Origin of the sequence: Streptomyces sp. NPDC051963, from assembly GCF_044593495.1 — a bacterium.
Lineage (GTDB): Bacteria > Actinomycetota > Actinomycetes > Streptomycetales > Streptomycetaceae > Streptomyces.
Map to the genome: position 1 here is coordinate 541,098 of NZ_JBIUCC010000001.1, position 12,432 is coordinate 553,529.

Here is a 12,432-nt window from a genome sequence, read left to right on the forward strand (position 1 = left end):
ACCCATGCGCATCGTCCTCCGTACCGCCATAACCGGGGCGGTCGCCGCCGCCACGTTCCTGACCTGTGGCACCGCTCAGGCGACACCCCCCGGTCCCGGAGTCACCGGCCGGGTGATCACCCAGACCACCGTCGGGGACACCGACTACATCCTGCGGGAGATCACCATCCCGCCGGGACAGGCGACCGGCTGGCACTACCACGACGGTCCCCTGTACGGCGTCGTGCAGGAGGGAACGCTCAGCCACTTCGACTCCACCTGCGCGTCCGACGGCGTGTATCCCAAGGGCAGCCCCATTCAGGAGCCGGCCGGGCCGGGCAACGTGCACATCGGCCGCAATCTGGGCGACACCGCGGTCGTTCTCGACGTGCTGTACGTCCTGCCGCACGGGGCGCCGTTCTCCGAGGACGCGGCGAATCCGGGCTGCCCGTTCGAGTGATCACACCGGTGGCAGCTGCTGCTCGGCCCAGATCGTCTTGCCGCGGACGGTCTGGCGGCTGCCCCAGCGCTGGGTGAGCTGGGCGACCAGGAGGAGGCCTCGGCCGCCCTCGTCGTAGGCGTGGGCGCGGCGCAGATGCGGTGAGGTGGAACTGCCGTCGGAGACCTCGCAGATGAGGGTACGGTCGCGGATCAGCCGCAGCCTGATGGGCGGTTCGCCGTAGCGGATGGCGTTGGTGACGAGTTCGCTGACGACCAGTTCGGTGACGAAGGCCTCCTCGTCCAGTCCCCACGCGGCCAGTTGCTCGGTGGCCTCCTGCCGGGTGACGGCCACGTGCGCGGGGTCCGGGATCACGTCCCAGGTGGCGACCCGGTCGGCGCCCAGCGCCCGGGTGCGGGCGAGCAGCAGGGCCACGTCGTCACTGGGGTCTTCCGGCAGTACGGCCTTCAGCGCCGTGTCGCACAGGTCGTCCAGGGTGTCCGTGCGGGCGGTCAGCGCCCGGCACAGTTCGGACGTGGCGTGGTCCACGTCTCGGTCCCGGTCCTCGATGAGGCCGTCCGTGTACAGGGCGACGACGGCTCCTTCGGGGAGTTTTCCAGCTCCACCGACTCGAAGGGCAGCCCGCCGACGCCGAGCGGGGGTCCGGCGTTGAGCTCCAGGAGCCGCGCGGTGCCGTCGGGGAGGACCACGGCCGGCGGGGGGTGTCCGGCGGCGGCCATGGTGAGGCATCGGGTGACGGGGTCGTAGACGGCGTACAGGCAGGTGGCGCCCAGTTCGGCGGCCTCGTCGTCGCGGTCGTCCGACGCCAGGTGGGTGACCAGGTCGTCCAGGTGGGTGAGGAGTTCGTCCGGCGGCAGGTCCACGTCGGCGAGGGTGCGGACGGCCGTGCACAGGCGGCCCATGGTCGCCGAGGACGGGATGCCGTGCCCGACGACGTCGCCGACGACCAGGGCGACCCGGCTGCCGGACAGCGGGATCACGTCGAACCAGTCGCCGCCGATGCCCGCGAGGGACCCGGAGGGCAGATAGCGGTGGGCGACCTCGACCGCCGCCTGTCCGGGCAGTCCGCGCGGCAGCAGGCTGTGCTGGAGGGCCAGCGCGGTCGTGCGTTCGCGGGCGAAGCGGCGGGCGTTGTCGACGCAGACGGCGGCCCGGCTGGCGAGCTCCTCGGCGAGTACGGCGTCGTCCTCGCCGTACTCGTCGGGGTGGGCGATACGGACGGCGACCGCGACGCCGAGGGTGGTGCCGCGGGCCCGCAGCGGCACCGCGAGCATCGAGTGGACGCCCCTGCGGTAGGAACTCCCCGCCGGGGCCCGCGCGTTGCGTTCGGCGACCCAGCGCACGAAGTCCGGCTCGCCCGCCTGGCTGAGGACCGCCCGCCCTTCCCGCAGCGCCCTGGCGGGTGGCGAGTACGCGGGGTAGACGTCGGTCGCGCCCAGGCGCACGGCCGCCTCCGGTGTGCCCTCGGTGCCGGAGCCGTGGGCGACTCGGCGCAGGACGACCTCGGCGTCCAGCGCCGTCGGGGACTCGTCCGCGCCGAGGACCCAGTCGAGCAGGTCCACGCTGGCGAAGTCGGCGTACCGCGGGGCCAGGAGTTCCACCAGTTCCTCGGCGGTCCGCACCACGTCCAGGGTGGTGCCGATGGCTGCCGCCGCGTGATTGAGCAGCGCCAGCCGCTGTCGGGCCCAGTACTGCTCGGTGCTGTCGAGCGCCGCCAGGGCGACACCGGTCACTCCGCCGGAGGCGTCCCTCAGGGGCCACATCTCGATGTTCCAGGCGTGTTCCCGGTTGAGGGCGGGCGCGCCGGTGAAGCTCTCGTAGTGGACCGGCCGGCCCGTCTCGGCGACGCGGCGCAGATTGCTGTGGAAGCCCCGGCTGTGCTCCGCGTCCTCCACGGTCTCCGGGAAGGGCCTGCCGAGCAGGGCCTCCTCCGGTACGCCCATCACCCTGCATGCCGTGTCATTGAGGCGCAGGTACTGCTGGCGGGTGTCGAAGACCGACATCGACATGGACGCCTGCTGGAAGGCCTGTCCCGCCAGGGTGGGTTCGTGGCCCACGGGCCGGGCCGTGATCACGTATCCACCGGGTGCGCCGCCCGGGCCCAGCACTGCGCTCGCCTCTACGGGCAGCGCGACGGCGGAGCCGTCACGGTGACGCAGCACGACGGAGCCGACCAGCGCGGTCACGGCCTCCGGCGACGGGTCCTCGGCGAGCAGAGCACGCACTGCCCGTCCGACGGCCTCCTCGGCCGGGTATCCGGTCAGCCGCCGGGCACCCTCGCTCCACCCCGTTACGACACCCGAGGCATCGATGATCACCGTGGCGGAGACATGCTCCATATCGTCCAGAATGACCCTCTTATGGGGCCGTATCAACCGCCGCCCGCGACCCGTGCGGGTCCGGGGTCACTTCCGGTGGGCGCGCAGTGCGGCGAGGGCCCGGTCGGCGTGGGTGTTCATGCGCATTTCGCTGTGGACGACCTCTAGGACGGTGCGGTCCTCGGCGATGACGTAGGTGGCTCGCTTGGTGGGTGCGAGGGAGAAGCCGCGCTTCACACCGAACTGTTCCCGGACCGTCCCGTCGACGTCGGACAGCAGCGGCATGCCCAGGGTGTGGCGGTCGGCGAACTCCTGCTGGCGCTCCACGGAGTCGCCGCTGATACCGATGGGGCGGGCACCGACGGCGGCGAACTCGGCGGCCAGGTCCCGGAAGTGGCACGCCTCGGCGGTGCAGCCGGCGGAGAGGGCGGCGGGGTAGAAGAACAGCACCACCGGGCCCTCGGTGAGCAGTTCGGTCAGGCTTCGGCGGGTGCCCGTCTCGTCCGCCAGCTCGAAGTCCTCGACCTTGTCCCCGACCGCTGTACGTCCGCTCACTGTGTACCTCTCCCATGGTTCCCGCGCGCGATTACTGGAGCGTAGCGCGGTCGCCCGCCCTTCCCGGACGCGGGGCACACCTCGAAAGGAAGCCCTGGGAACGGCGGTTGTGCGTTCCCGCGGGGCGTGGCTCAGGCGGTGCCTGCCGGCGCCACCGACTCCGCTTCGACATCGTCGTCGATGGCGTACGACAGGAAGTCGTCGACCATGCGGTGGAAGAGCGCGGCGAGCTGGCGCAGCTCCTCCGGGGACCAGTCGCCCAGGGCCAGCTGCATGCCGCGCGCGCCCGCGTCGCGGATGCGGTCGATCGCCCGGCGCCCCGCGTCGGTGAGCTGGATGCGCTGGGCACGGCGGTCGTCGGGGTCCGGGACCCGGGTGACGTAACCGGCCTTCTGCAACTGCTGCACGGTGCGCGTGACGTGCGAGGCCTCCACGCCGAGCCGGGTGGCCAGTTCCCCGGGGCGCAGCGGCTCCGAGTCGGCGACCTGCCGCAGCAGCGCCACGGCGGCCCGGTCCAGCGGCACGCCGGCCAGCGCCATCAGCCGGTCGTGCTGCCGGGCACGCGTGCTCAGGTAGGTGATGCGGGTGAGCGCCCGCTCGATCTCGATCACTTCCGGGGACGCAGGGGCATCGGGCAGCTCTGGTGTGGACATACGGGCCACTTTACCATCTTGTTGCGTAACTCAATTAATCTGCGGCCCGTCTCAGATCCGGTCCGCCCTGCGCTCCCCTCGCAGCAGCCAGGCCAGATAGGCGCCGCCGGCCACGCCCGTCACCACGCCGACCGGCAGCAGGGCGGAGCCGCTGACGCGCTGCGTGGCGAGGTCGGCGGCGGACACCAGGAGTGCGCCCGTCCAGGCGGCGGGCAGGACGTTCGGTCCGGCGGCCCGGGTGACGCGACGCGCCAGCTGGGGTGCGGCCATCGCGACGAACGGGATCGGCCCGGCCGCGGCGACCGCCAGCGCGGTCAGTCCGGTGCCGGCGCACAGCAGTACCAGGCGACTGCGCTCGGGGGGCACGCCGAGCGCGGCAGCGGTGTCGTCGCCCATCTCGAGCATGGTCAGGCGTCGGGCGTACACCAGGAGGACGGGGACGAACAGCACCAGGCCGAGGGCGGCGATGCGCACGTCGCCCCAGTCCCGGGCGTTCAGCGAGCCGATCATCCAGCTCGCCGCCTGCGCCGCCTTGCCGATGTCGGCGCGGACGTAGAGGAAGCTGGTCACCGAGCCGAGGACGGCGGAGGCGCCGATGCCGACGAGGACGAGCCGGTAGCCGTGCACGCCCCGCTTCCACGCGAGCAGGTAGACGGCGACCGCGGTGGCGAAGCCGCCGCACACCGCGCCGATCGCGGTCTGCGAGGCTCCGGCGTCGAAGAGGATGATGGCGACCAGTGCGCCCGCGGAGGCGCCGTTGCCGAAGCCGATGATGTCCGGGCTGCCCAGCGGATTGCGGGTCAGGGACTGGAACACCGCGCCCGCCATGCCCATCCCGAAGCCCACCAGGACGGCCACGAGGGCGCGCGGCAGCCGCAGGCCGACGACGATGAACTCGGCGCCCGGCGGTCCGTTCCCGGCGAGGGTGCGCAGGACCTCCGGCGGCGACAGTTCGTAGGTGCCGGTCCCGATGGCGAGCACGGTCGCGCATGCGGCGAGTACGACGAGGGCGACGCAGACGACCAGGGCGCGGGTGTCGTAGCGCAGCGACCAACGGCCCGTGCACAGCAGCCCATGCCGCAGGTCGATCCGGACCACCGCCGTCCGGTGCCGTCGGTCCTGGACCGCGCTCACAGCTGGGCCGCCTTTCGCTGCCGTACGAGATGGATGAAGAGGAGTCCGCCGAGGAAAGCCGTGACGGTGCCCACCTCGATCTCCGACAGGGGCACCACCACCCGTCCGATCACGTCGGAGACGAGCAGCAGCACCGGTGCGTACACGGCGCAGTACGGCAGGAGCAGGCGTGGGTCGGGGCCGCAGAAGGTGCGGGCCGCGTGCGGGATCATCAGCCCGATGAAGCCGATGGGGCCGCACACGGCGGTGGCGCCCCCGCACAGCAGGGTGATGGCGACGACGGACAGGATCCGGGTGCGCCAAACGCGGGTGCCGAGGGCCCTGGCGTGGTCCTCGCCGAGCGCGAGGGCACCCAGCGGCCTGGCCAGGGCGAGGGCGAGGGCGGTGCCGGCAACGAGCAGCGGGAGTACGGCGATCAGCAGGTCGGGGTCGCGCTTGGCGAGGGTGCCGACGGACCAGTACCGCATCTCGTCCAGGGTGTTCAGGTCCCACAGCTGGAGGCCGTTGACGTAGCCGAACAGGGCCGCGTTGACGGCGGTTCCGGCGAGGGCGAGGCGGACCGGGGTGGCGTACCGGCCGCCGCCGAGGGCGTTGACGGCGGTCGCGGCGACGGCGGCTCCGGCAAGGGCGAACCACAGGTAGCCACGGAACGACGTGATGCCGAGCACGCTGATCGCGGTGACGACGGCGGCCGACGCGCCCGCGTTCACGCCGAGCAGTCCGGGGTCCGCCAGCGGATTGCGGGTCAGCGTCTGCATGACACCGCCGCCGAGGCCGAGCGCGACGCCGACGGCGATGCCGATGAGGGTGCGCGGCAGTCGCAGGTCCCGCACGATCGCGTCGTTCTCGGTCCCCGAGGGGGACAGCAGCGCCGACCAGACCTGGTCGAGCGGAATCCGTTGGGTGCCGACCGACAGGGACAGCGCAGCGGCCGCGACCAGCAGCGCCAGGCCGAGCAGCAGGCCCGCCGACCGTAGCGACGTCCGGGATCGGGGTTTCTCCGTACTCACCGGTGCGGGGGCGCCCGTGGCGGTCATGGCCCGACCTCCGCGTACGTCCGGACGGTGGGCGGCACTTGATAACGGGCGGGGCGCCGCTCGGCGTCGAGCAAAGCCCCTTCCGGGCGGGGACACATCCACAGGAACATGTGCTTAGCTTAGGCTAACCTTACTTCATGTGTTGACGATTTCGTTGACACATTCAACCTCGCATGCCCGACCGCGGTACGCGAGGCCTTGTTCCCGCTGTCGGCTACGAGAAGGGGAGAGATGCCCGCTCAGCGCCCCGCCGCCCTGGCGGACGCCCGCCACCAGGTACGGCCGGTCCGAGTCACCGGGCCGCGCGTCGCGCGCCTCGTGGCGCAGTTGGCCGGGGCCGACGACCCGCAACGTGCGGCTCTGACGGCCGAGTTCTGGAGCGAGGTGGACCACGTTGGCACCCCGCTCGTCGAGGAACTGGACGGCGAGCCGGACCACCGTGCCGTCACGTTCCTGTGGCGCGGTCACCGTGCGACGCGGCAGGTCCTCCTGTCCGCGAACCGCATCGTCGACCGCGAGCACCTCGCCGCTTCGCTCCTCGACCGCGTACCCGGCACCGACGTATGGCACCTCGGTCTGCGGCTGCGCGCCGACCACCGGGGTTCGTACCGGATGGCCGCCGACATCTCGACCAAGGAGCCGCCCACGGAGCCGGCGCCGCTCCAGCAGCGGCTGCGGTCGCTGGTCGTACACGCCGCGCCGGATCCGCTCAACCGGCAGACCGTTGCCACCCGTTGGCACCCCGTGTCCAGTTCGGTGTTCGCCCTGCCGCACGCTCCGGCGCAGCCGTGGGCCGGGCGGAAGGGCGCCGTTCCGGCCGGGCGGATCGAGCGGCACCGGGTGCCCGCGACGGCACTCGGCGGTGACCGGGACACCTGGGTGTACCTGCCGCCGGGAGGTGGCGGTGCGCCGCTGCCCGTGCTGGTCCTGACCGACGGTGACATGTGGTTCGGGCGGCTCGGGTTCGGGGACACGCTGGACGCGCTGATCGCCGACGGGGCGCTGCCCCCGCTCGCCGTGCTGGCGCCGGACGCCGTGGACCGGCACACCCGCTGGCGTGAACTCGGCGCGCGCGACTCGTTCGTGGGCTTCCTGGCGGACGAGCTGCTGCCGTGGGCGGCGGGCCGCTGGCCGCTCACCACGGAGGCCAGCCGGATCGTCGTCGCCGGGCAGAGCCTGGGCGCCATGACCGCGCTGCACGCCGGCCATGTGCGACCCGACCGGTTCGGGAACGTCCTCGCCCAGTCCGCCTCCCTGTGGTGGCGGCCCGGACTACCGGCCGTCAGCGGGCCCAAACCGCCCGTCTTCGGCGTGCCTTGGCTGGTGAGCCGCTATGCCGCAACGGAACCGCGGCCGGTGACGATCCACCTGGACGTCGGCCTGCACGAGGGAACCATGGTCGACCACAGCCGCGCCCTGTACGACGCCCTGCGCACCGCCCGCTACCGGGTCACCTACGGCGAGTTCAACGGCGGCCACGACTACGTCTGCTGGCACGGCGCCCTGGCCGACGGCCTGGTGCGCCTGCTGGGCACCGCGACTCCCTGATTCCCGGATCACCGGATCCCTGATGTCCCGGATCCCTGATTCCCGGGTTTCCCAGACCTCATCTGACGATTCAACGATTCATCGACAACTCTCTTTGTCTGCAAGGAGCTTTACCCTCATGTCCTCTGCACGAGCCTCTCGCAGGGCGGTCCTGACGTCCGCCGCCGCGGTAGTGACCGGAGCGCTGCTCCTCACCGGCTGCGGTGACGACGGCAACGACAGCGCCGCCGGCGCCGCCGGCCAGGAGTCGAGCACGCGCCAGGTCACCGACGCCACCGGCCGCAAGGTGGAGGTGCCGTCCGACCCGCAGAAGGTCGTCACCCTGAGCGAGCCCACCCTGGATGCCGCCCTCGCCCTCGGTGTCGAGCCCGTCGGCGCCACCGCCGGCCGCGGCCAGAAGGGCGTGTCCACCTATCTCGCCGACAAGGCGAAGAAGGCCGAGGTCGTCGCGACCGTCGCCGAGGCCGACATGGAGAAGCTCGCCGCGCTCCAGCCCGATCTGATCCTGCTGGACGAGACGACCGCCGTGAAGAGCGAGGTCTCCAAGCTCCAGGAGATCGCCCCGACCGTGGTCACCGCCAAGCTCAACGAGGACTGGAAGAAGGCGTTCACCTCGACGGCCGAGGCGCTGAACAAGACGTCTCAGGCCGAGAAGATCCTCACTGACCTCGACGCCGACGTCGCCGCCACGAAGAAGAAGCTGGGCGACAACGCGGGCGCGGTCGTCAGCGTGATCCGCTGGCAGAACGGCGCGCCCTCGGTGGTCGGCAGGGGTGTCGGCCACGTCGGTTCCACCCTCTCCACGCTGGGGCTGGAACGGCCCACGGACCAGCAGGGCGCCGGCACCGGCCACAGCGAGCCGGTGAGCCTGGAGAAGCTGTCCACCATCGACGGCGACTGGCTGTTCTTCGGCACCCTCGGCGACCGGGCGGACGGCGAGAAGGCGTACGCCGAGGCGAAGAAGGTCCCCAACTTCAGCAAGCTGAAGGCCGAGCAGGAGGGGCATGTCGTCGTCGTGCAGGGCTCGGCCTGGAACAGCGCGGGCGGCCCGCTGGCGGCGCGGATCGTCCTGGACGACGTGACGAAGGCGCTCGCCTCGTGAGCGCCGAACTCGCCGACCGGCTGGCCCTCGTGACCGGAGCGGGCCGGGGCATCGGCGCCGCGGTGGTCACCGCCCTCGTCGAACAGGGCGCCCGGGTGCTCGCCACCGACCTCGACGGCGAGGGCATCGAGGCGCTCGCCGCGAAGCACGGCGACCGGGTCGCCGCGCGCACGCTCGACGTGACGGACGCCGTCGCCGTGGACGCCGTCGTCGACGAGGCGGAGCGCACGCTCGGCCCGCTGGACATCGCCGTCAACGTCGCCGGAATCCTGCGCGAGTCGCACGTCGTCGACCTCACCGACCAGGAGTGGGCGGCCACCTTCGCCGTCAACACCACCGGCGTCTTCCACGTCTCGCGCTGCGCCGCCCGCCGGATGGCCGAGCGCGGTCACGGCTCGATCGTCACCGTCGCCTCCAACGCGGCCGGAATCCCCAGGACCGGCATGGCCGCCTACGCCGCCTCGAAGGCCGCCTCCGTCATGTTCACCAAATGCCTGGGACTGGAGGTGGCCGCGAGCGGCGTCCGCTGCAACACGGTCTCCCCCGGCTCGACCCTCACCGGCATGCAGCGCGCGATGTGGACGGCGTCGGGCGCCGACGAGTCGGCCGCCGCCCGCCGCGTCATCGAGGGCGACCCGGCGACGTACCGGACGGGCATTCCGCTCGGCCGGATCGCCGATCCCGCCGACATCGCCGACGCGGTCGCCTTCCTGGTCTCGGACCGGGCCCGGCACATCACCCTGCACGACCTCTACGTCGACGGCGGAGCCACGCTCCGGGCCTGATCCCGCACCTCGTGCCCCCCCACTGGAGATACCCATGTCCACGTCATTGCACGAACTCACCGTCCCCCTCATCTCCCCCGGCGCCGCGACGGCCCTCCTCGATGCCTACAGCCCCGCCACCGACCGGTTCCTCGCCTCGCCCCGCCACACCCTGCTGGGCCGCGGTTCCGCAGCCGAAATACCCCACGAGGACCGCCCGTTGACCCTCCGGATACGGGAGGCGCTCGAAGCCCGGCGCCGCCCGGGTGCCCCGGCTCCGGTGGTCCTCGGCTCGCTGCCGTTCGCCCCGGACGCCCCACCCGCGCTCGCCGTCCCCGAGGAGGTGCACTGGGCGCCTCCGCTGCGCGAGGACCCGCTGATCGCACTGCCGGTACCGCACGAGAAGGACCGGCCCCGCTGGCGGGTGACGGAGGTACCCGCGCCGGAGCGGTACGGCGAGGCGGTGGCCGCCGCGGTCGCGCGGATGCGGGCCGGGGAGTTCGACAAGGTCGTCCTCGCCCGCACGCTGGAGCTGACGTCCCCGCGCGAGCCGGACCTGCCCGCCATGCTGCGCCGCCTCGCCCGCCGCGACCCGGCCGGGTACACCTTCGCCGTGCCCAGCGGCCCGGGCCGCACCCTGGTCGGCGCCAGCCCCGAACTGCTGGTGTCCCGACAGGACGGCCGCCTGGTCGCCAACCCCCTGGCCGGGTCGGCGCCCCGCAGCACCGACCTGGCCGAGGACGTACGCCGCGCGGTCGCGCTCCTCGAATCCCCGAAGGACCTGCACGAGCACGCCGTCGTCGTGGCCGCCGTACGCGAGGCGCTCGCGCCGTTCTGCACACGCCTGGAGGTACCGGAGCGGCCCACGCTGGTACGGACCGCGGCCATGTGGCATCTGTCGACCACCGTCACCGGCGAGTTGGCCGAGACGGACACCACCGCCCTCGATCTGGCGCTCGCGCTGCATCCCACGCCGGCGGTGTGCGGTACGCCGACGGACGTGGCGCGGGCCGTCATCACGGAGTCGGAGCCGTTCGACCGCGGCCCCTACACCGGCATGGTCGGCTGGCAGGACGCGGACGGCGACGGCGAGTGGGTCGTGACCATCCGCTGCGCGGAGGCCGAGGGGCGATCGCTGCGGCTGTTCGCGGGCGCGGGCGTGGTCGCCGAGTCGTCGCCCGAGGCCGAGACCGCGGAGACGGCGGCGAAGTTCCGTACGTTCCTGGACGCGGTGGGGGCCTCGCTGTGACCCTCGCACCCGGCGTGGACGCGCCCACCTGGCCCGAGGAGTTCGCCGAGCGCTACCGCGCGGAGGGCTACTGGCGCGGGGAGACGTTCGGCGGCGTGCTGCGCGAGCGCGCCGCCGGGCATCCCGACCGGATCGCCCTGATCGACCCGGCGCCCGAGCGCCGTACCTGGACCTACCGCGAACTCGACGAGCGCGCGGACCGGTTGGCCGCGGGGTTCGCCGCTCGCGGGATTTCCAGGGGCGACCGGGTCGTCGTACAGCTGCCGAACGTCGGCGAGTTCATCGAGGTGGTCTTCGGGCTGTTCCGGATCGGGGCGCTGCCCGTGTACGCGCTGCCCGCGCACCGGGAGTCCGAGATCGGGCACTTCTGCGCCTTCACCGAAGCCGTCGCATACGTCATCCCGGACCGGCACGCCGGTTTCGACCACCGTGACCTCGCATCGCGGGTGAAGAAGCAGACGCCGGGCCTGGAGCACGTCTTCGTGGCCGGCGACCCGGGCGAACACACGCCGCTGTCCGAGGTGTACGCCGATCCGGTCGCCCTGCCGGCCGGCCCGGCACCGCACGAGCTGGCGTTCCTCCAGCTGTCGGGCGGGACGACGGGGGTGTCCAAGCTGATCCCCCGCACCCACGACGACTACCTGTACTCGCTGTGGGGCTCGAACGAGATCTGTGGTGTCGATGCCGATACGCGGTTCCTCGTGGCACTCCCGGCCGCGCACAACTTCCCGATGAGTTCGCCGGGTTGGCTGGGCGTGCTGTACGCCGGCGGGACGGTGGTGCTCTGCCCGAAGCCCGATCCGGCGACGGCGTTCCCGCTCGTGGAGAGCGAGCGGATCACCATGTCGGGACTCGTGCCGCCGCTCGCCCTGCTGTGGACCGACGCCGCCGCCCGGACCCGACACGACCTGTCCAGCCTGGAGTTGATCCTCGTCGGCGGCGCCAAGTACAGCGAGGAGGCGGCCCGTCGGCTGGAGCCCGCGCTGGGCTGTCGGCTGATGCAGGTCTTCGGCATGGCCGAAGGGCTGGTCAACTACACCCGGCTGGACGACGACGAGGCGACGATCGTCGGAACGCAGGGGCGGCCGATCTCCGTGGCCGACGAGATCCGCGTCGTCGACGACGCCGACCGTGACGTCCCGGACGGCGAGCCCGGACATCTGCTGACCCGCGGCCCCTACACCATCCGCGGCTACTGGCGCGCACCCGAGCACAACACACGAGCCTTCACCGAGGACGGCTTCTACCGCACCGGCGACATCGTCCGCCGCACCCCGACCGGCCATCTCGTCGTGGTGGGGCGGGCCAAGGACCAGATCAACCGGGGCGGTGAGAAGGTCGCGCCGGAGGAGATAGAGAACATCATCCTCGCCCATCCCTCCGTGCACGACGTGTCCGTGGTCGCGGTGCCCGACGAGTACCTCGGCGAACGCTCCCTCGCCTACGTCGTCCTGCGCGCCGGTGCCGGTCCGCTGAAGCCGGTCGCGGTCAAACGGTTCGTGCGCGAGCGCGGGGTGGCCGCCTACAAGGTCCCCGATCTCGTCGAGTTCGTCGACACCTTCCCGCAGACCGGTGTCGGCAAGGTCAGCAAGAAGCAGCTGCGGTCCACCGCCGAGCAGTCCTGAAAGGCCCT

Annotated in this window: 10 protein-coding genes and 1 pseudogene; 6 read left to right on the top strand and 5 right to left on the bottom strand. The window is 72.4% G+C overall.

Features of this window, described 5'->3' with window-relative positions:
• Nucleotides 1-4: 4 nt before the first annotated feature.
• Complete coding sequence (locus tag ACIHFB_RS02180) at nucleotides 5-439, top strand: cupin domain-containing protein (protein WP_365268696.1); 435 nt, start codon at nucleotides 5-7, stop codon at nucleotides 437-439.
• Here the strand turns inward: ACIHFB_RS02180 and ACIHFB_RS02185 are convergent.
• From ACIHFB_RS02185 to ACIHFB_RS02205, 5 genes and pseudogenes are all read right to left on the bottom strand, one after another.
• Nucleotides 440-2,778, bottom strand: a pseudogene (locus ACIHFB_RS02185) (SpoIIE family protein phosphatase). It lies immediately after the preceding gene.
• Nucleotides 2,779-2,844: 66 nt separating this feature from the next.
• The gene (locus ACIHFB_RS02190; RefSeq protein ID WP_365268702.1) at nucleotides 2,845-3,312 is read right to left on the bottom strand and encodes a peroxiredoxin; all 468 of its coding nucleotides are present in this window, start codon (nucleotides 3,310-3,312) and stop codon (nucleotides 2,845-2,847) included.
• Nucleotides 3,313-3,443: 131 nt separating this feature from the next.
• Nucleotides 3,444-3,965 (bottom strand): MarR family transcriptional regulator, encoded by a 522-nt coding sequence (locus ACIHFB_RS02195; RefSeq protein WP_365268705.1) that lies wholly within the window; start codon nucleotides 3,963-3,965, stop codon nucleotides 3,444-3,446.
• Between the two features lie 51 nt (nucleotides 3,966-4,016).
• A complete protein-coding gene (locus ACIHFB_RS02200) occupies nucleotides 4,017-5,099 on the bottom strand; it encodes a FecCD family ABC transporter permease (protein WP_400124936.1) in 1,083 nt (360 codons plus the stop codon).
• On the bottom strand, nucleotides 5,096-6,136 hold the full coding sequence (locus ACIHFB_RS02205) for an iron chelate uptake ABC transporter family permease subunit (protein ID WP_365268707.1): 1,041 nt from the start codon (nucleotides 6,134-6,136) through the stop codon (nucleotides 5,096-5,098). The genes ACIHFB_RS02200 and ACIHFB_RS02205 overlap by 4 nt, the downstream gene beginning before the upstream one ends.
• A 231-nt stretch (nucleotides 6,137-6,367) precedes the next feature.
• Between ACIHFB_RS02205 and fes the strand changes: the two genes are divergently transcribed.
• The 5 genes from fes (at nucleotide 6,368) to ACIHFB_RS02230 (ending at nucleotide 12,424) form a co-directional block, all read left to right on the top strand.
• Nucleotides 6,368-7,684, top strand: coding sequence for an enterochelin esterase (fes, locus tag ACIHFB_RS02210; RefSeq protein WP_365268710.1), 1,317 nt, complete (start codon nucleotides 6,368-6,370; stop codon nucleotides 7,682-7,684).
• Nucleotides 7,685-7,802: 118 nt separating this feature from the next.
• A complete protein-coding gene (locus tag ACIHFB_RS02215) occupies nucleotides 7,803-8,786 on the top strand; it encodes an ABC transporter substrate-binding protein (RefSeq protein WP_365268713.1) in 984 nt (327 codons plus the stop codon).
• Entirely contained in the window at nucleotides 8,783-9,571 is a 789-nt protein-coding gene (locus ACIHFB_RS02220) for a 2,3-dihydro-2,3-dihydroxybenzoate dehydrogenase (RefSeq protein WP_365268716.1), read from the top strand. The genes ACIHFB_RS02215 and ACIHFB_RS02220 overlap by 4 nt, the downstream gene beginning before the upstream one ends.
• 34 nt (nucleotides 9,572-9,605) lie before the next feature.
• On the top strand, nucleotides 9,606-10,799 hold the full coding sequence (locus tag ACIHFB_RS02225; RefSeq protein WP_365268719.1) for an isochorismate synthase: 1,194 nt from the start codon (nucleotides 9,606-9,608) through the stop codon (nucleotides 10,797-10,799).
• Nucleotides 10,796-12,424 (top strand): (2,3-dihydroxybenzoyl)adenylate synthase, encoded by a 1,629-nt coding sequence (locus ACIHFB_RS02230; protein ID WP_400124937.1) that lies wholly within the window; start codon nucleotides 10,796-10,798, stop codon nucleotides 12,422-12,424. Before ACIHFB_RS02225 ends, ACIHFB_RS02230 begins: the two co-directional genes overlap by 4 nt.
• The last annotated feature ends 8 nt before the right edge of the window (nucleotides 12,425-12,432 follow it).